At 34.5% G+C, this 19848-nt stretch carries 20 protein-coding genes; 10 read left to right on the plus strand and 10 right to left on the minus strand.

Features of this window, described 5'->3' with window-relative positions:
- Positions 1 to 2: 2 nt before the first annotated feature.
- Entirely contained in the window at positions 3 to 728 is a 726-nt protein-coding gene (locus tag AC061C_RS04090; RefSeq protein ID WP_478290147.1) for a polyprenol monophosphomannose synthase, read from the minus strand.
- 105 nt (positions 729 to 833) lie between these two features.
- On the opposite strand from AC061C_RS04090, the gene AC061C_RS04095 reads away from it, so the two are divergent.
- The 3 genes from AC061C_RS04095 (at position 834) to AC061C_RS04105 (ending at position 2905) form a co-directional block, all read left to right on the plus strand.
- A complete protein-coding gene (locus tag AC061C_RS04095) occupies positions 834 to 1505 on the plus strand; it encodes a DUF4271 domain-containing protein (protein ID WP_478290148.1) in 672 nt (223 codons plus the stop codon).
- A 13-nt stretch (positions 1506 to 1518) separates the two neighbouring features.
- Positions 1519 to 2268: a uroporphyrinogen-III synthase gene (locus AC061C_RS04100; RefSeq protein ID WP_478290149.1), complete on the plus strand. Its 750-nt coding sequence runs from the start codon at positions 1519 to 1521 to the stop codon at positions 2266 to 2268.
- 166 nt (positions 2269 to 2434) lie between these two features.
- Complete coding sequence (locus AC061C_RS04105; RefSeq protein ID WP_309756523.1) at positions 2435 to 2905, plus strand: Lrp/AsnC family transcriptional regulator; 471 nt, start codon at positions 2435 to 2437, stop codon at positions 2903 to 2905.
- 152 nt (positions 2906 to 3057) lie between these two features.
- On the opposite strand, the gene AC061C_RS04110 is transcribed toward AC061C_RS04105, so the two are convergent.
- From AC061C_RS04110 to AC061C_RS04130, 5 genes are all read right to left on the minus strand, one after another.
- Entirely contained in the window at positions 3058 to 3753 is a 696-nt protein-coding gene (locus AC061C_RS04110) for a zinc metallopeptidase (RefSeq protein ID WP_417945410.1), read from the minus strand.
- A gap of 137 nt (positions 3754 to 3890) precedes the next feature.
- A complete protein-coding gene (locus AC061C_RS04115) occupies positions 3891 to 4487 on the minus strand; it encodes a hypothetical protein (protein ID WP_417983832.1) in 597 nt (198 codons plus the stop codon).
- Positions 4477 to 4947 (minus strand): RNA polymerase sigma factor, encoded by a 471-nt coding sequence (locus AC061C_RS04120; RefSeq protein WP_478290150.1) that lies wholly within the window; start codon positions 4945 to 4947, stop codon positions 4477 to 4479. Before AC061C_RS04120 ends, AC061C_RS04115 begins: the two co-directional genes overlap by 11 nt.
- 2 nt (positions 4948 to 4949) lie before the next feature.
- The gene (locus AC061C_RS04125; RefSeq protein WP_478290151.1) at positions 4950 to 5798 is read right to left on the minus strand and encodes an alpha/beta fold hydrolase; all 849 of its coding nucleotides are present in this window, start codon (positions 5796 to 5798) and stop codon (positions 4950 to 4952) included.
- A gap of 241 nt (positions 5799 to 6039) precedes the next feature.
- Positions 6040 to 9591, minus strand: a complete 3552-nt coding sequence (locus AC061C_RS04130) for a leucine--tRNA ligase (RefSeq protein ID WP_478290152.1) — start codon at positions 9589 to 9591, stop codon at positions 6040 to 6042.
- A gap of 217 nt (positions 9592 to 9808) precedes the next feature.
- Between AC061C_RS04130 and AC061C_RS04135 the strand changes: the two genes are divergently transcribed.
- The 4 genes from AC061C_RS04135 to truB all read left to right on the plus strand — a co-directional run bounded on the left by AC061C_RS04135 (position 9809) and on the right by truB (position 12522).
- Entirely contained in the window at positions 9809 to 10684 is an 876-nt protein-coding gene (locus tag AC061C_RS04135; RefSeq protein ID WP_478290153.1) for a cell division protein FtsX, read from the plus strand.
- 62 nt (positions 10685 to 10746) lie between these two features.
- Positions 10747 to 10989: a DUF3098 domain-containing protein gene (locus tag AC061C_RS04140; protein WP_478290154.1), complete on the plus strand. Its 243-nt coding sequence runs from the start codon at positions 10747 to 10749 to the stop codon at positions 10987 to 10989.
- A complete protein-coding gene (locus AC061C_RS04145; protein ID WP_417975658.1) occupies positions 10990 to 11811 on the plus strand; it encodes an undecaprenyl-diphosphate phosphatase in 822 nt (273 codons plus the stop codon).
- 6 nt (positions 11812 to 11817) lie between these two features.
- Entirely contained in the window at positions 11818 to 12522 is a 705-nt protein-coding gene (truB, locus tag AC061C_RS04150; protein WP_478290155.1) for a tRNA pseudouridine(55) synthase TruB, read from the plus strand.
- A 1025-nt stretch (positions 12523 to 13547) separates the two neighbouring features.
- Here truB and AC061C_RS04155 read toward each other — a convergent pair.
- A complete protein-coding gene (locus tag AC061C_RS04155; RefSeq protein WP_478290156.1) occupies positions 13548 to 14153 on the minus strand; it encodes a thioredoxin family protein in 606 nt (201 codons plus the stop codon).
- A 105-nt stretch (positions 14154 to 14258) separates the two neighbouring features.
- On the opposite strand from AC061C_RS04155, the gene AC061C_RS04160 reads away from it, so the two are divergent.
- The 3 genes from AC061C_RS04160 to frr all read left to right on the plus strand — a co-directional run bounded on the left by AC061C_RS04160 (position 14259) and on the right by frr (position 16432).
- Positions 14259 to 15038 carry a patatin-like phospholipase family protein gene (locus tag AC061C_RS04160; RefSeq protein ID WP_478290157.1) on the plus strand — a complete coding sequence of 260 codons (780 nt, stop codon included), beginning with the start codon at positions 14259 to 14261 and terminating at the stop codon, positions 15036 to 15038.
- Positions 15039 to 15105: 67 nt separating this feature from the next.
- Positions 15106 to 15813, plus strand: coding sequence for a UMP kinase (pyrH, locus tag AC061C_RS04165; protein ID WP_478290158.1), 708 nt, complete (start codon positions 15106 to 15108; stop codon positions 15811 to 15813).
- A 55-nt stretch (positions 15814 to 15868) separates the two neighbouring features.
- Positions 15869 to 16432: a ribosome recycling factor gene (gene frr, locus AC061C_RS04170; protein ID WP_309757782.1), complete on the plus strand. Its 564-nt coding sequence runs from the start codon at positions 15869 to 15871 to the stop codon at positions 16430 to 16432.
- A 160-nt stretch (positions 16433 to 16592) separates the two neighbouring features.
- Here frr and AC061C_RS04175 read toward each other — a convergent pair whose 3' ends face one another.
- The 3 genes from AC061C_RS04175 to AC061C_RS04185 form a co-directional block, all read right to left on the minus strand.
- Entirely contained in the window at positions 16593 to 16898 is a 306-nt protein-coding gene (locus AC061C_RS04175) for a YbjQ family protein (RefSeq protein WP_417975665.1), read from the minus strand.
- A gap of 176 nt (positions 16899 to 17074) precedes the next feature.
- The gene (locus AC061C_RS04180; protein ID WP_478290159.1) at positions 17075 to 17404 is read right to left on the minus strand and encodes a DMT family transporter; all 330 of its coding nucleotides are present in this window, start codon (positions 17402 to 17404) and stop codon (positions 17075 to 17077) included.
- 1 nt (position 17405) lies between these two features.
- Positions 17406 to 19676 carry a cation:proton antiporter gene (locus AC061C_RS04185; protein WP_478290160.1) on the minus strand — a complete coding sequence of 757 codons (2271 nt, stop codon included), beginning with the start codon at positions 19674 to 19676 and terminating at the stop codon, positions 17406 to 17408.
- Positions 19677 to 19848: the final 172 nt, after the last annotated feature.

Raw genomic sequence — 19848 nt, forward strand, 5'->3', positions numbered from 1 at the left:
TCTTATAATGTGTTGACTAATCTTTTTAATCTAAGTGCAATTACTCCAAAAACAGCTTCAACAATTATAGAATTACTCATTTTGGACTGCCCTTTTGTTCTATCAGTAAAAATAATGGGCACCTCAACAATTTGAAATTTTTTGCAATAGGTTCTGTATTTCATTTCAATTTGAAACGCATAACCCACAAATCGTATTTTATCCAAATTGATTTCCTCTAATACTTTTCTCTTATAGCAAATAAATCCTGCTGTGGCATCGTGTATCTTCATACCAGTAATGAATTTTACATATATTGATGCAAAATACGACAACAACACACGACTCAATGGCCAATTGACCACATTTACTCCTGTAACATACCGAGATCCAACAGCTAAATCTGCATCGCCTAAGTAACAGGCATTGTATAATTTTTCTAAATCATTTGGATTATGAGAGAAGTCGGCATCCATTTCAAAAATGAAATCATAACTACGCGCTAATGCCCATTTAAATCCATGAACATAAGCTGTTCCCAAACCCGATTTTTTGGTTCTTTTTTCTAAAAACAATTTCCCAGCAAATTCAGATTGAAGTAAAACAACCTTGTCAGCAGTGTGATCCGGTGAATTATCATCAATAATAAGAATATGAAAGGATTTATGCTGCGAAAACACGGATCGAATAATGCTTTCTATATTTTCAATTTCGTTATAGGTAGGAATTATAACAATACAATCATTCATGTTTTTTGACTAATTTCAACGCAAAAGTAAACTTTTTATGCCATTTGATCCTTAATAAAATTATAATAAAAAGAATGATATAAAAATTACTAATTTTGTTGCGTTATGATCGAAAATATACTTCTACCAAGAATAACTGAAAACAAAGACTGGGCAACAGTGCTTTTTGTTCTGTCATTTGCTGTAATAGCAATCACAAAATCGGTTTTCGAAAACAGATTTGGAGACTTTGCCAATTTAATTTTTTCGAACAAATACAACAAGGTTTACCGTGACAGTAGCCACCTAAGAAGTAGTTTCACCATTGCTTTATTTTTTGTTCAAGTCATTTCATTTGCTTTCTTCATCCAGATTTCGCTCAGCTATTTCGGCTATGCTTCTAAGACCGACTGGATCCTTTATATTCAAATAGTTACTTTTTTAACTTTTTTTATCCTAGCTAAATATTTAATTGAAAAAATAATTGCCACATCGTTTGAAATCGAAGAATTCTTGGAACAATTCAGTCTTCAAAAAGTAACATACCGAACTTATATTGGGTTATTCATGCTGCCATTTAATATTATTTTGTTTTATTACGACTCATTTTCAAGAAATATTCCTTTGGCAATGCTTGCTATTGTTTTAATATATAATGTGTTGACCTATTTCATTTCAATTAAAAACTATCAAAATATAATATTCGGTAAGTTGTTTTATTTTATTTTATATCTTTGCGCTCTTGAAATAGCACCCTATTATTTTATGTATTATTGGTTTACCAAAGGGACTGCTTAGAAACCGTTAAAATATGAAAGTGAAAACAATTTTGGTGTCACAGCCCGAGCCTAAAGTGGAAAATTCCCCTTACTTTGAACTTCAACAAAAGCATAAAGTAAAAATTGATTTCAGACCTTTTATTCACGTAGAAGGAGTTAATGCCAAAGAGATCCGACTTCAAAAAATAGATCTTAATCATTACACCGCAATAATTTTAACGAGTAAAAATGCTGTTGATCATTTTTTTAGAGTAGCTGATGAAATGCGCTACAAGGTCCCAGAAAGCTTAAAATATTTCTGTCAATCTGAAGCTATCGCCTTTTACTTGCAAAAATACGTAGTCTATAGAAAACGTAAAATCTACGTTGGTCCAAAAGATTTTGCTGATTTATCCCCGCTAATTAAAAAATACAAAGACGAAAAATTTCTATTACCCGCTTCAGATCAATTGAATGCCGATGCACCAATCACACTAAACGCTTTAAAAGTAGACTGGACTCCTGCCGTTTTTTACAAAACAGTTATGAGTGATTTATCTGATCTAGCCGATGTTTATTATGATGTTTTGGCTTTCTTTAGTCCAACTGGAATAAAATCGTTGTTTATGAATTTTCCAGACTTTGAACAAAACAATACACGAATCGCTGTTTTTGGTAGCACCACACAAAAAGAAGCACTAGATCATGGTTTAAGAGTTGATATTCTTGCTCCTACACCAGCAACACCGTCTATGACAATGGCTTTAGAAAAATACATTACCGAAGCTAATAAAGGAAAATAATTTTTTACACTATACGCATAAAAGCCATTCGATTACGAATGGCTTTTTTTATGTCAAAACATCATCTAGTGCATTTCTTTAATTAACATTGCTCCTACTACTTATTGTTGTAAATTTGATTTTGAATTCAAACTAAATTCCATATTTTAGTTTACAATAATAACTTATGAAAATAAATTCCTTGATCGTAGAAATTGACGGTATTGACAAAGAAATTTTACGCGACTTGATGGAAGATGCCCGAAAGCCCATTCTGCAGATCGCCAATAAAATAGGAATTTCAGGAGCTGCAATTCATCAGCGTTTGCGAAAGCTAGAACAATCGGGTGTTATTTCAGGATCCAAATTTACCGTAAACAATAAAGTACTTGGTTACAATACAATGGCCTTTGTTGGCGTATATTTAGACAAAGCAGCTAGAAATGCCGAAGCTGTTCGTGATTTAAAGAAAATTCCTGAAGTTTTAGAATGCCATTACACCACCGGAAACTGGTCGATTCTAATCAAAATTATTTGTCGCGACAACGAACATTTAATGCACTTACTCAACACTAAAATCCAAGCGATTGAAGGCGTATCAAGGACAGAAACTTTTATTTCCTTAGACCAACAAATTGACCGACAGATTCAACTTTGAGAAAAGTGAAGGGCAAGATGTGAGTTGTGAAAAGTGAGTTGCGAAAAGTGAGTTGTGAGATGTGAAGGGTAAGTTATGAGATATAAAAAAAATCCAAACTCCATTAAAATTGGAATTTGGATTTGATACGTAATTATATAAAAGTTAGAGAATTAGTCTCTTCTTCCTCCCATATAAATTGAAATATAATAAAGCAACGTTGCAATTGATCCTAAAGCAGCTACAACATACGTTCTGGCAGCCCATTTTAGAGAATCTTTGGCTCCAGCTTGTTCTTGAGGCGTAAGCATTCTTTTGTTTTCTAACCAAGCCAAAGCACGATTACTAGCGTCATATTCGACTGGTAAAGTCACAATCGAAAACAAAGTAGTAGCTGCAAAAATGATAATTCCAATCAACAACAATTGCGGAAAAGTATTTAACAGTAGAATTCCGCCAAGCAAAATCCACTGCATGTAACTAGAGGCTACATTTACAACTGGAACTAATTTAGAACGCATCGTAAGCCATTGATAGCCAACTGCATGTTGTACGGCGTGACCACATTCGTGAGCTGCAACAGCAGCAGCTGCGGCATTTCGCTGGTTATAAACCGCCTCACTTAAGTTTACGGTTTTATCTGATGGATTGTAATGATCTGTCAATCTTCCTGGAGTTGAAATTACTCTTACATCACGAATTCCGTTATCCGCAAGCATCTTTTCGGCAATTTCAGCACCTGACATGCCATTCTGCAAATGCAACTTTGAATAGTGTTCAAACTTGCTTTTTAATCTTGAGCTAACTAACCAACTTGCTAGCATAATACCGCCCATTAATATCATTGATGGTAAACTGAATCCTAACATATCTTGTTATTTTAATTTTTTATAAAGTTATAAAACTAACAACAAAATTTGAACCAATTTTTAAAAATGTCAATGTGGCATTTGTTAAATAAAAAATCTAGCAAGATATGGTAACAAATTAATTTTCCACAGTGAAGCTACGCCTCTATCTCTAATTGATCATTAATCCTTTGAAATTTATCAATCAAATTATCTATTTTCAAATTTTCCTTAACTATTTGCCTAGGACGTAAGTAAAACCAAACAAACCCACCCCAAAATAATGTAATTGTATAAGCAAAAATCCCCCAGAACATGGTCATCATAGAAGTGTATTCATACATATATAAACACAATCCTAATCCTAGAACTATAAAATAGTAACTCAACATTTTCGACTGTAAGAACTTTTGCTTTGTTTTAATTGCTATTAATTTTTGCAAATATGCAGCATTACTATCTGTATTGTCCAATTCTTTATACGCACCAAACAATCTATTATAAACAAATAAGTAGATAGCCATTATGGCGACGTTCAAAACAATTCCTATTTTGGTTGAAAGAAATTGCGGTTGGTAGTAATACCAAATTAAAAGTATTAAAACGCAAGTTGCGATCAACATGGCATTTGTAAGTATTAATCTTCGCAAACTAGTTTTTTTGAAATGTTTAAGTTTAGCAAGCAATTCTTCTATATTTGGCGGACTTACAGCCTGCTGTTTCCATAAATTTTTGAAGTCTATATTATTCTCCATTTTCTTTAAATTTGTGTGTCAGTTTTTCTTTAATTCTATGAATTTTTACTCTGATATTGGCTTCAGAAAGCCCGACAATCTTGGCTATTTCTGCCTGCTTTACCTCTTCGAGTTCGAGTGAGATAATAATACGGTCGGTTTCCGGAAGTTCGGCAATGCATTTGTACAAAAACTGAATCTGTGGTTCCAATGACTTGTGCTTTTCCTCGGTAATGTTTATGGGAAGTTCTGCTTTTGGAAACCGATTTTCTTTTTCGATCTGCCTCAGACAATTGTTCGATGCTATTCGGAAAATCCAAGTCCCAATGCTGGATTCATTTCTAAATGTTTCCAGTTTTTGCCAAACAATAATAAATGTTTCCTGAGCAAGATCCTGCGCAAGGTCATAATCATTTACATAACCCATACACAAACGAAATATCTTTTGCCAATAGATTTTATATACTTCTTCAAACTCCATTTTTATGATTTTATAAAGTTATTCAGCTGAGCCAAATACCATACTGCATCATCATACATAATAAAGTGTAGGCCTTTGTTTGAATACTGAAAACTTGCAGTTTTCAAGTTTTTATACTGCGCTTCAATAGGTTCTTTGAAATTAGAAAAACCAAATTCTAATACTATCAATGAAGGACATCTTATAGTCGCAATTTTCTCTCTCAAATCAGTATTAGAAAAATCACAATACATTCGACTAAATGTTTTTCTATCAGATTTCATACTCCAGCTTATTGCTTCCTCTTGCTTGGAAGGATTAGCCATCAGCATTGCCATATTTCTTTTTTGCATTTGAAGAAACTCATCTTCAGACATAGCTCCTATCTGATTGAGCATTGGACTGCAGTCGTTATTTTCTTGTGATTTAAAAGAAGGATCTCTCAAAGCGGCCAAACAAGGAAGTGCATCGACAACAACAATTTTATCTATCAGCTCTGGATAATCAGATGCTATTGCAAGTGCAAGTCCGCCACCCATGCTATGACCCACTATAATTGGTTTTTCAATTTTATAGGCTTTTATATAATTGACAATCTCTGTTTCCCAATTTGTAAATGAAGCATTCGGCTGTGGTTTAACTCCCGCAAAACCTGCCATAGTAAACGTATAACAAGTAAAATCTTTTTCGAAATTAGATTTTGTTTCATTCCAGACGTCTCCAGAACTGGCAAAACCAGGCAGGAAGATTATAGCTTGTTTTCCTTTTCCTGTTTTTATAACTTCAAACGGATACGATTTTGTCTGCCCAAATACATTTAAACATAATGCTGGAAATAATAGTGCGGCAACTACGAAGATATACTTTTTCATTTTTAATAGTTTTAAGTTGATAATTAATCGGATCCGCCCTTTGGATACGAGAACTATTAAAATGTTACAACAGAAATAAAAATTTTAATAAAAAAATTAATTGACTGATTTCAATGGCAATAGCAATAAAAAATTCCAAACTCCAAATAACATATGTCATTAGAGTTTGGAATTTTTTACTTATTCTTCTATTCATTATTTTCATTGACATTGTCATTGCCATTGAAATTGATTCCTTTTACTACCCCACCAAGTTAATTATTTTCCCCGGAACGATAATCACCTTGTTTGGGGTTTTACCGTCTAGTTGTTTGATGGTTCTTTCGTCTTTCATGACGATTTCCTCGATTTGTGCTGCGGTTAAATCCAAAGGTAAAACCATCGTAAAACGCATTTTCCCGTTGAAAGAAACCGGATATTCTTTCTCACTTTCTACCAAATGTTTTGGATCAAAAACTGGAAAAGGCACCGTTGCAATAGAACCTGTATTTCCTAATAAAGACCATAATTCCTCAGCGATATGCGGTGCATACGGCGAAATCACAATCGCTAATGGCTCTAAGATGGCACGAGAATGACAATTTTGTGTAGACAATTCATTCACACAAATCATAAACTGTGAAACCGAAGTATTGAAAGAGAACCCTTCAATATCCTCAGCTACTTTCTTGATGGTTTTGTGTAATGATTTTAAGTTGTCTTTCGTTGGTACGTCATTGGTAACAATCAAACCATTATCATCAAAATACAAACGCCATAGTTTTTTCAAGAAACCAAAAACTCCTGAAATTCCTGCTGTGTTCCAAGGTTTCGCTTGTTCTAAAGGCCCTAAGAACATTTCATACAAACGTAAGGTGTCGGCTCCGTATTCTTCACAAATAGCATCTGGAGTTACAACATTGTATTTGGATTTCGACATTTTTTCGATTTCTCTATTTGTAGTAAATTTTTGATTTTCATTATTAACAATTAGACCTTCATTATCAAGATAAATTGCGTTTTTTGTTTCAGGATGAAAAGTTTTTAATCTATTTAAATCAACTTCATCTGTTGTGCCTTTTAAAAATTCTATTGGTAAATGAATTTTAGTAAACCCATTATATTGGATATATACTTTTTCTAATTTTATAGAAAAGTGCTTTTCAACTAATGATTTCCACTCTTCACTTAAATCTTTTAAAATATCAATTTTGTTTAAAGATTCGGCAATATGTCTATGTCCTTTATTTATAAGATCAAAGGAAAGGAAAATAGATTCGCAATTTTTAATCAACTTATTTTCTTCGTCAGCAAATTCATTTGTTAAGCCAACGCTTAATTCTGATCCAAAAGAAAATGAAGTTCGGTTTAAAAACGCACTCATTCCCAAAATCATTCCCTGATTAATCAATTTCTTGAATGGTTCTTCGGTTGGAGCAAAACCTTTATCTTTTAAGAATTTGTTCCAAAAACGAGAGTACAACAAGTGACCGGTTGCGTGTTCGCTTCCGCCAATGTATAAATCTACGCTTTCCCAATAGGCTAGCGCTTCTTTGCTTGCAAATTCGGTTTCGTTATGCGCATCCATATAACGCATCCAATAGTATGAACTTCCCGCCCAACCTGGCATGGTGTTCAATTCAAGAGGAAAAATAGTTTCCTCCCCCAACCCCTCCGAAGGAGGGGAGAGAAGCTCGTTTGAAACCACTTTATTATTTACACTGTCCCAAGCCCAAACTGCAGCGTTTCCTAAAGGCGGTAAGCCGTCTTCGGTTGGTAAATATTTCTCCACTTCAGGCAAAATGATTGGCAAATGTTGCGCATCAATCATTTGCGGCAAGCCATTCACATAATACACCGGGAAAGGCTCTCCCCAATAACGCTGGCGAGAGAAAACCGCATCACGCAAACGATAATTGATTTTCCCTTTTCCTTGGTTTATTTTTTCTAGTTCCTCAATTACTTTTTGAGTTCCTTTTTTATAATCTAAACCATTTAAAAAATCAGAAGCTACTAATTTAAATCCTTCTTTGGCGCCATAAGCTGCTTCAGAAATGTCTTGATCAAAGATGTTCTTGATGGCTGGCATTCCGTTTTGTCCTTTAAAGAAATTCGCAAAAGCATAATCTCTTTCGTCGCCACAAGGAACCGCCATAACCGCACCTGTTCCGTAACCTGCCAAAACATAATCACCAATCCAAACTGGAATTGGCTCTTTGGTAAACGGATGTTCTGCAAAAGCTCCTGTAAATACTCCCGAAATTGTTTTTACGTCGGCCATACGTTCGCGCTCAGAACGTTTTGACGTTTTTTCGATATAGGCATCTATTTCAGCTTTTTGTTCGGCAGTGGTAATTTGAGAAACCAATTCGTGTTCCGGTGCCAAGGTCATAAACGTAACTCCAAAAATAGTATCAGGTCTTGTTGTGAAAATCCCCACCCCAACCCTCCCCAAAGGTGAGGGAGTTGAGCCCTGATTAATTGTGCCTAAAGTTTTCCTACTATTTAATTCTGTTTTAATTTTTGATAAAACAGAATCAATATCATTTTTTACTTCTTCATTCGTAAATCGGATAACTTTAAAAAGATGTTTTTGTTCTAGTTCTAAAGTTCTTGCGTTGTCAAGTTCAATTTGTTCAGGTGTATTGTGATAATCTCCATCAACTTCAACAACTAATCTACTTTCTAAGCAAACAAAATCGACAATATAATTTCCAATTAAATGTTGTCTTCTAAACTTTCCATCTAATTTTTTATTTCGAACAGCATCCCACAACATCGCTTCAGCAAATGTTGGTTCTTTTCGCATTTCCTTGGCATTTGCCAATAAGTTTTTTGCGTTTTGAAAATCACCCGTCATATAACCCGGCTCAACTCCCACTCCTTTGGAGGGGGCTGGGGGGAGGATATAAAATGTAATTGATGCACCAACTGATTTCCCTATCCAGTTTCTTTGACTTTCTTTAATACTTTCGCTCCAGTCGATATCATTTAAACCTTGCAACAAACGTTCCGCATAAGCTGAAATTCGCATGCTCCACTGAGTCATTTTCTTGCGAACTACTGTAAATCCGCCACGTTCTGAAACACCATTTACAATTTCATCATTGGCCAAAACCGTTCCTAATCCCGGACACCAGTTTACTTCTGTCTCCGCTAAATACGTCAATCGGTATTGCAGGAGGATTTTCTCCTGAGTCTCTTTTGCGTAAGCGTTCCATTCATTGGCTGTAAAAGGATCTATATTTTCATCGCAAACTGCATTGACAGTCGCATTTCCCTCTTTTTCAAACAAGGCAATTAGGGTTGAAATATCCTCCGCTTTATCGCTGTTTTTATTGTACCAAGAATTGAATAATTGGATAAAAATCCATTGTGTGTGCTTGTAATAATCAGGATTTGAAGTACGAACTTCACGACTCCAATCAAAAGAGAATCCTATTTTATCCAACTGTTTACGGTACCCTGCAATTTGGTTTCCTTCTTTGTCTACTCCACCGTCAATATTGACCGATGTTGTATCTTCAGGACGCTGACCGGTTTGAATGGCGTATTGCTCTGCAGGCAACCCAAAACTGTCGTAACCCATAGGGTGCAATACATTAAACCCTTGGTGTCTTTTGTACCTAGCAAACACATCGGAGGCTATATACCCTAGCGGATGCCCTACGTGTAAGCCCGCTCCAGATGGATAAGGAAACATGTCTAGAACGTAATATTTAGGCTTATCAGCGTTGTTTTCGGCTTTGAACGTTTGGTTTTCTTGCCAGTATTTTTGCCATTTGGCATCAATTTCATTTGGATTGTATTTCATTCTAATTTTTATCGTTTTATGTCGTCATGTTATCGCATGCTCCAGTCCTATTATTGGTTTAGCGGAACTGACAAAATCAGTTGCTTTAATTTTTTCCTAAAAGGATTATTTTACGGTGCCAAATTTACGTTTATTGTACGAAAGTTAAAACTTTGAGCGTTATTAACTTTAAATAAAGAAATTCTTTATTATTTTTACCCAATAATTTCAGTAAACTATGAGTTCTTCCTTTGATAATTTTCAAAAACGCCGTTTAATTTCCTCTTATTTTTCAGTAGTATTAAGTGTATTTTTAGTTTTATTTCTACTAGGAATATTGGGGCTTTTTATCATTAATTCTAAAAAATTGGCTAACGATTTTAAAGAGAATATTGCCATGACTGTTTTTTTTAAAAATGAAGCGAATGACAGTATTATGAAAAATTTTGGCACAGAACTTAAATCAAGCCTTTTTGTAAAAAACTGCAAATACGTTACTAAAGAAGCTGCTGCCAAAGAACATACCGATATTATAGGTGAAGATTTCATGACTTTCCTAGGCGAAAATCCATTGCAAAACTCCTATGACATTCACTTAAAAGGAGATTATGTAATTAAAGATAGTATTGCAAAAATTGAAACTGGGTTGCGTAAAAACACCATGATCTCAGATATTGTGTATGACAAACAACTGGTTAATCTAGTAAACGACAACATCAAAAAAGTAAGTATGTGGATTTTAATCATCAGCGGTTTTCTTGCTGTGATTGCCGTATTACTTATCAATAGTTCATTGCGATTATCGATTCATTCCAACCGATTCATCATAAAAACGATGCAAATGGTAGGAGCTACTAAATCTTTTATTAGAAAACCTTTCGTGATGCGCAGCATAAAACTAGGGATGATTGGTGCAGGACTGGCTGTTTTAGCGTTAATTGGTGTATTGATTTATGTGGAAACCAGCTTTCCAAATTTGGGAATATTAGAAGACAAAGCTTTGATAGGATTAGTGTTAGTAGCGGTTTTAGGAATTGGAATATTGATTACTTGGTTAAGTACCTACTTTGCCACACAACGTTTCTTGAACTTAAGAACAGACGATCTTTATTAATCTAAGATTAAAAAAAACAGTATCATTCAGCATTTTAAAATGTTGAACTAAATTCAGCATATATGAAAGACAACGAACAAAAACCCGAATTCCTTTTTGATAAAATAAATTATAAAATTCTTTTAATTGGGATTGGAGTAATTACCTTGGGATTTATCCTCATGGCTGGCGGAGGAAGTGAAGATTCGAATGTTTTTAATGAAGATATCTTTAACTTTCGAAGAATTCGATTGGCGCCAACAACAGTTTTAATCGGGTTTGGCATTACCGTTTATGCCATTCTTAAGAATCCCAAAAAAGGATAAATGAACACATTACAAGCCTTTTTAATTGCTATAATCGAAGGATTAACAGAATACCTTCCTGTTTCCTCCACGGCACACATGGTTTTTTTAAGCTCTTATTTTGGAATTCAAGAGGATGATTTTGTGAAACTGTTTCAAGTTTCGATTCAATTTGGAGCTATATTGGCGGTTGTCGCACTGTATTGGAAGAAATTTTTCGATTTCTCTACAAAAAATGTTGCGATTACTTTTTACATCAAACTGATTTGTGCTGTCATTCCTGCTCTCGTTTTAGGGAAATTATTCGACGATAAAATTGAAGCCGTTCTTGGCAATCCTATTCCTATTGCGATAGTATTAATCTTGGGTGGAATTGTTTTGTTATTTATTGATAATTACTTTCAAAATCCAACTATCATCAAAGAAGAAGATATTACTGTTAAAAAAGCAGTAACTATTGGTTTTTGGCAATGTTTGGCCATGATGCCTGGAACGAGCCGGTCAGCAGCTTCCATTATTGGTGGCATGCAACAAGGATTAACGCGGCATGCTGCGGCTGAATTCTCTTTCTTTTTAGCGGTTCCAACTATGATGGCAGTTACATGCTATTCTGTATTCTTGAAAACCTACGAAACATCTCAACTGAAAGGTTACGAATTGATTTTGAAATCTAATGAAAACATTCAATTGTTCTTGATAGGGAACGTAGTCGCTTTTATTGTTGCCATTATAGCTATTAAATTCTTTATCGAAATTATTAAAAAATACGGTTTCAAACCATGGGGCTGGTATCGCATAATAGTGGGGACTTTTTTGTTGATTTACTTTATTTACTTAAAATAATCTCTATTGAAAACAGCTGATGAGTACCTAGAAGGTCAAATTTTATTAATTGACAAACCTTTGCATTTTACTTCTTTTCAAGCGGTAAACAAGCTTAAATATGCTTTGATCAACAAAGTAGGTTTGCCAAAAAAATTTAAGATTGGCCACGCAGGAACGTTAGATCCATTGGCAACAGGATTATTATTAGTATGCACCGGAAAATTTACCAAAAGAATTACAGAGCTTCAAGGTCAAGCCAAAGAGTATACGGGAACTTTCTATATAGGAGCTACGACACCTTCGTATGATTTAGAAACCGAAATCGATCAGACTTTCCCCGTTGCACATATCAACGAAGCCTTAATTCATGAGACTGTGAAACAATTTTTAGGCGAAATAGATCAAGTACCTCCTATTTTTTCGGCGATTAAGAAAGATGGCGTTCGCTTGTATGAGCATGCCAGAGCCGGAGAAAGCGTTGAAATTGCGAGCAGAAAAACAACGATACACGAATTTGAGATTACTCGAATAGCGCTTCCTGAAATAGATTTTAGAGTCGTTTGCAGTAAAGGGACTTACATTCGTTCCCTTGCTTTTGATTTTGGTAAAGCCATGCAATCCGGTTCTCATTTAACCGCTTTACGCCGAACCAAAATAGGCGATTATAATGTAATAAATGGTGTAGATGTCCTTGCATTTGAAGAAAGTCTATCCCAAAGTAAAGAATAATTTGAGGTATTGACTAGTAATATCCCTATTTCTATTTAGTGCTTTTTCGGAATCTGATCTTGCGCTACCGCTAAAATGTTATGGATCGTGATAAAGTTAATGCAAATAGCAACGGCAGTATATTTTGTTTCTTACCTGATGGATTGAATAGTAAAGTAGGGCTAAGCATACATAATAAAAGCTCACTGTTCTTGGGATTCATACTGAATAAACTGGGGATGGCAAGACAAACTAATAGTTGCTCACATTCTTTCTAATTTAAAATTAAGTCCAAGCATCATTTACGAAATCACGCCTGCTTCTGATTAAGTCCTTGAAAACCAATTGCTATAACCCAAAGTAATTTAATCACTGACTACAAAAAAAACAAGCTTGGGTTTTGAATCAGCTGACGATTTCATATTATTTATTTGATTGAGCGTACATGAGACACTTTTGAAAGCTCAAGGAGAAATAGAGACCGTAAGACAGGAATTTAATGAGACCTTTTCTACTGTACGATCTGCCATCAAAAAACAATATTTCAAATATATATTTTTATTTGATTTCTGTAAAAGCAAAAACACATGACGAATTCAATTGTAAAATGAATTTGCGATGTGTTTTCTCTAATGTTAAAGTAGCTTTAAACCATACTTTATTTGCCTACTAAGCTTTCGCTCTTAATTTAATAATTAGCTACCCTTTTTCCTCCAAAAAGGAAATGTGACAAATAATCATAAATTTTTTCAAATCGATTTTTCATAATGATGTTTTTTAAGTTGTTAAACAATAATGAAACACCAATAAAAAAAGTAAATTAACAATAGACCTGGCTGGCAATGAGCAATTTACGAATTATTTTTCAATCTACAAGAAAAAGAAATGAAAAATATAAAACCATATTTGACCTCAATAAAATCAACACTTCCTCCCTAATAATTATTATAAATCTAGTCCTACAACAATCATTTTCTCTACTATTCTAAAACTATGTACCTCGATTTGGACCAAAAAAAAGTTCTGACATCTATCTATTTGAAAAGTTATTGCTCTAAATCGAACATCAAGTTAATCAACTCATCTTGAGTACTTAATCCCTTATTGTGTAAGTACCATAATTGCAAATTAGCTTTTGCAGTTTCATCAATGGTGCCAAACTCATTTTTATAATCTGTAATTAAATCGGTAGCGCCTTTCGGTCTTGGGCCCCATTTTCCAAGCACACCTCCCGTTGCTTTATCGACCACAATCACTATTGGAATTGATTTCTTTTTATTCGTTAAAAACAATTTCATCAACTCCTCATTTTCATCCCGCAGCACAATTTTTAACTCTATTTTGCCAGAATCAACAGCCATTTTGTTTATAATCGGCAAGAGTTGCGCAGCATCACCACACCATCCCTCCGAGATAACTAACCAAATATATTCTCCTCTTAAATTCTTTAGTTGCTGGATGTTTTCATCCGTAATTATCATTGTTTTATCCAGACGATTCATCCGGGTATCATTCAACTCACTGTAATGGGTTAAGTCATCTGATTGTTCGCTACCTGTTGATTTTCCTTCAAGCAACAAATCGGAAACTAATTTTCTATATTCTAGATAGGAGTGACTATTAAACAAGGCTTTAGCTACTGGAGTTTTCATAATGAATTATTATTTTAAACAAAGTTACCATAAAAATAACGTAGTAATCGAAGGGATGACGCTTTCAATTCAGCAAAAAGAGTAATTTTATAACAAATATTAAAAATGGATTTAAAAACAAAATCGATAGGGTTAGTACTTTCAGGCGGGGGATCGAAAGGCATAGCCCATGCCGGAGTGATTAAATTTTTAGAAGAACAGAACATTCGTCCATCTCAAATTGCTGGCACCAGTGCAGGTTCGATTGTAGGAACGATGTATGCTTGGGGAAAAACTCCCGAAGAAATTTTAGAATTTTTCAAATCGATATATCTTTTTCATTGGAAACATTTAACCTTTAAAAAAGCAGGATTAATAGATTCTGAATCCTTCAAGCCCTATTTTCATACTATTTTTAAAGATGCCACATTAGCTGATTTGAAAATCCCAATTCACATTACTGCAACTGATATGGTGCGAGGGAAATTAAAAATATTTGATAATCAAACAAAAATTATCGACGCTATTTTAGCTTCTTCAGCATTTCCTGGAATATTATCTCCTTATGAAATTAATGGAAAAGTATACAGTGACGGTGGGATATTGAATCACTTTCCTACTGATATTCTTCAAGGACAATGTGAGACTGTCATAGGCGTTTATGTGAGTCCGATTCAAAAAATTGAAGCCAAAGACTTAAGCTCCATTAAAGCAGTAACTACCCGAGCGTTTGATATACTTTCAGCAAATTCAAACGTTCAAAAATTTAATATTTGCGACTGGGTTATTGAACCAAAAGATTTATGCTTATACAGCACTTTCGAGACCAATAAAACAAAGATGGATGCTGTTTTTAATATTGGGTATGAAGCCGCAAAAAAAACGTTCGAAAAACTAAGTTTATAAAATTTATGCAACAGTATTTTAGAAAAAAAGAAAATTCTATATTTGCACAAATCAACGCAACACACACATGAAATATAAAAGAATTCTTCTAAAATTAAGTGGAGAGGCTTTAATGGGCGACTTACAATACGGAATCGATCCAAAAAGACTTGCCGAATATGCTGACGAAATAAAGCAAATCCATGATAAAGGAGTAGAAATAGCCATTGTTATAGGTGGTGGAAATATTTTTAGAGGAGTTGCGGGAGCTAGTGCAGGAATGGATCGCGTGCAAGGCGATTATATGGGAATGTTAGCTACCGTTATCAACGGAATGGCATTACAAGGTTCATTAGAAGAAAAGGGAATGAAAACGCGTTTGCAAACGGCCTTAAAAATGGAATCTATCGCAGAACCATACATTAAGAGAAGAGCCGATCGTCATCTTGAAAAGGGCAGAATTGTAATTTTTGGAGCCGGAACCGGAAATCCTTATTTTACTACCGATACCGCCGCTGTATTGCGCGGAATAGAAATTAATGCGGATGTTATTTTAAAAGGAACACGCGTAGACGGTGTGTATGATTGTGATCCAGAAAAAAATGAATCGGCAGTGAAATTCGATTTTATTTCTTTTGAAGATGTACTCAAAAAAGGTTTAAATGTAATGGACACCACAGCGTTTACATTGAGCCAAGAAAACAAATTACCGATAGTAGTTTTTGATATGAATAAAACAGGAAACTTACTGAAAATTTGTGAAGGAGAAAATATAGGAACAGTAGTAAATATATAATAGAATTGTTAGACTGTCTGACAGTTTAATATCTGATAATACAAAGATCTAAATTATGACTGAAGAAATTGAATTTATATTAGATAGTACTAAAGAATCCATGACGGGTTCTATTGCGCATTTAGAAAAAGAATTTTTGAATATTCGTGCCGGAAAAGCATCACCAGCAATGCTTGGAAGCGTTTTTGTTGATTATTACGGATCTGCAACACCACTTTCGCAAGTATCGAAAATTAGTGTTCCTGATGCGAGAACAATTACGCTACAGCCTTTTGAGAAAAACATGTTACAAGTAATTGAAAAAGCAATTATGGTTGCCAATATTGGCTTTAACCCAATGAATAACGGCGATGTAATTATCATTAGTGTTCCTGCCTTGACAGAAGAACGACGTCGCGACCTTGCCAAACAAGCCAAAGTAGAAGCTGAAGATGCAAAAGTAGGTATTCGAAATGCGCGTAAAGATGCCAATACAGAAATTAAAAAACTTGAAAAAGACGGAACATCTGAGGATATTTGCAAAACTGCCGAGGATGAAGTGCAAAACTTAACCAACGCTTTCATCCGTAAAATAGATGAACTTTTGGTGGTGAAAGAAGCCGAAATTATGAAGGTCTAAAACAACCTCAACTTCTATTTGAAACCCGTTCCGTTAGTATAATGGGACGGGTTTTTTATGGTTGAATGTAATTAAAAACTAGTATTATAATGACTAATCTCTAATTAATAAAAATAGAACTGAAACCAGCAACTCTCGTAAAAAAACAATTTGCTTTTAATTACCGTTTTACAATACTAACTGCAGTTCCAGTTATCATTACTGCAATTAATCCTTCACTACTTTTAAGCTCTACATCAACTTGGATTCCGACAACTGCATTGGCGTTCAACTTTGTTGCGTTTTCTTTTAAATTAGTAAAAGCCTGCTCTTTTATCTCTAAGATGCTTTCACTAATTCCTGCGTAGTATTTTTGCATGTTAAATGTCAATCCCATTTTTTGCATATTTACAGCAGTTCCAGAAACTATTCCGTTGTATTCAAGGATTTTATAATCTTCGATAGAGTTGGTTGTGGTTAAAATCATGATTTTATTAGTATTATTTATTTATTGGTTATAAAACGAAGCATAGCACAAATGGACATTCATGCAGTCCAAATTATCAAAACATAAAAGCACTACTAAATTAAAACAATACACTAAAGCGACTGAGAATCTTTAGCTTATAGCCTTTTTTTAAAACCTTCTGATTTCCTATCTCACTACTGACTCGACACGAATTTCAACCCAATAATAGAACTGATTAATGTGGTTATAAAAAATATCCGCCAAAAATCAGCTGGTTCTTTGAATACAAAAATTCCAACTAGCACAGTTCCCACTGCGCCAATTCCTGTCCAAACTGCATAAGCGGTTCCTATGGGCAAGGTTTGTGTCGCTTTGTACAGCAAAAACATACTGATTGTCAAACACACTAAAAAACCTGCTAACCACAAGCTTGCTGTCATACCAGTACTCTCTTTGGCTTTGCCTAAACAAGTAGCAAAACCTATTTCAAAAAGACCTCCAATAATCAACAAAATCCAGTTCATACTACTGTTTTAATATTAATACAGATGGAACACCACTCAGCCAAATACTTCTAGAATCTACTAATGCTTTCCAACTTTCGAGACTAATCAACATTAAATCTTGTTGGGCTAGGAATTCTTTTTTGATAATTTTATCGGTGATTAAACTGATGTTGTTCGGGTATTTTTGCTCTAAAGAATCAATGGCACTTTTCATTACGAAATTAGTGTCGACATGCCTATTGACATCCAAAATAACGATTTTTGAATTATTGTTATAGACTAATTTCTGAATATAATCAATTACAAAAGAGTCTTCAGGACTGAAAATTGGAATAAAAACATGATTGACTTGTTGCAAATCTTTATCAATCAAAATACCAATTGGCATCTTGGTTTTAGAAATAATTTGTCTGGTTCTTTCATCAAAAGGAGAATTCTCAAACAAGCCCTCTTTACCGGTAAACTTATCAATTAAACGATCTGGATTGATGATGCGGGTTGTAAAACCAATTACTTTCCCTAGAATGGTACCTTCGAAAATTGATTTTCCTAAACCTACTAATAGCAAATCATAATCGCCTTGATTGGCTACATCTGCAATTTCAGTTTCAATATCCATTGTGGCTTTAAAAATAGTCGTAATATCTTGCTTTAACAACTGTGATTCTTCGACAATAGGATAAAAACTATTTTTTTCTTTGTCTTCCAAATTAAAAGTATGCACCTCATCACTCAAGGACAAGTGCATCACGGTAATACTCGAGGTGTTTTTTTGCTTTTTAATAAAACTATGAGCCAATCGCAGCAGAGATTTTCCTTTTTCGTTATTTCCAAACGAAATTAAAATGCGGTATTTATTTGCATTTGATGCTTCCAATATTTCAACACCGTCTTTTGTTTTGAAAATATAATTGATTAAATCTAAGGCAGGACCAGTCATAAAAGTGGTTACCAACGCCATAATGACCATCATGGTAAACACCTCTGGAGTCAATACTTTGAGTTCTAAACCTATGTTCAAAACGATTAATTCCATTAAACCTCTCGTATTCATCAAAGCGCCAATTGTTAAACTATCGCGCCAGCTTTGACCCACAAATCGGGCCGCCAGAGCACTTCCTAAAAATTTCCCCACTACTGCAACCAAAATAATAAACCCAGTAACTTTCCATAAATACGGATCGTTAATAAGACCAATTTCTGTTTTTAAACCGGTAAATACAAAAAACAGAGGCAGTAAAAGTATCAAAGCCACATCCTCTACTTTTTCAATGAATATGGTTCTGAATTTTGGAACGTCGGGCATAATAGCTCCAGCCATAAAAGCTCCAAACAACGCGTGAATTCCAATCACTTCTGTAGCATAGGACGAAACAATGAGCACCAAAAAAAAGATGGCAACAACGGGTTTTACGATGCTGTCTTTTGATCCATATAAATCTCCAATCCTTTTTAGAAATGGTTTTACAATATAAATCATCGCTGCAACGTACAGGATAGCAAGCATGATTATATACAACGAGCTCACAAATGTCCCCGCTTTTACAATGGCAATTACCACTGCCAGAATACACCAAGCCGTAATATCATCTGCCGCAGCGCAAGTAATTACTATTGCTCCTAATTTTGTTTTATGAATGCCGCGTTCCTGCACAATTCTTGCCAAAACTGGAAAAGCAGTGATGCTCAAAGCAATCCCCATGAACAAACTGAACGACAAAAATTTCACTCCCTCTGGTGCAAACTGATTGTACACATAATACGCCAAGCCAATACCAAGCGCAAACGGAATCACTATACTCGCATGGCTAATCACTACGGCTTCATTAGCTTTATTTTTTAAAACTTTTAAATCGAGTTCCATTCCTATCACAAACATAAAAAGGATAAGCCCAATCTGACTCAAAAATTTCAAATTTCCCAAGGATGCCGCAGGAAACAAAACTCCCGAAAATTCTGGAAAATAGAGACCCAATAAGGAAGGCCCAAGCACAATACCAGCGATTATCTCACCAATTACTGAGGGCTGACCAATTTTTTTGAAAATCCAACCAAAAACCCGAGCAACAAGAATAATAGTGATTATTTGTGCTAAAAGTATGGCTAACGGATCTTGAAAATTATGTTGCATGGAGGTTATAAAATCGCCCCAAGACCCTTTTCCACTTTCTGGCGTTACTATGATTTCGCTCGCCTCTAACTTTTTCCCTTTGGTGATAATCCAGTACATTAGAGCGGTAAAACCACCCGTAATCAATAAGTAAAATACTGTATTTTTATAATTTTTCATATTTATTGTAGTCTATTCGATCCCTTTTCTAATCTAACAAAGATGCAGATTCCAAATGTATAATTTATATACCACAAAATTATTTAATTGTAAAATAAAAAACGCCAGCAAATTCCATTGGTACACAACAAAAACTTAAACTTAAAATCGATGATTTATAGCGGTTTTAATT

The sequence above is a fragment of the Flavobacterium sp. GNP010 genome, assembly GCF_056428945.1.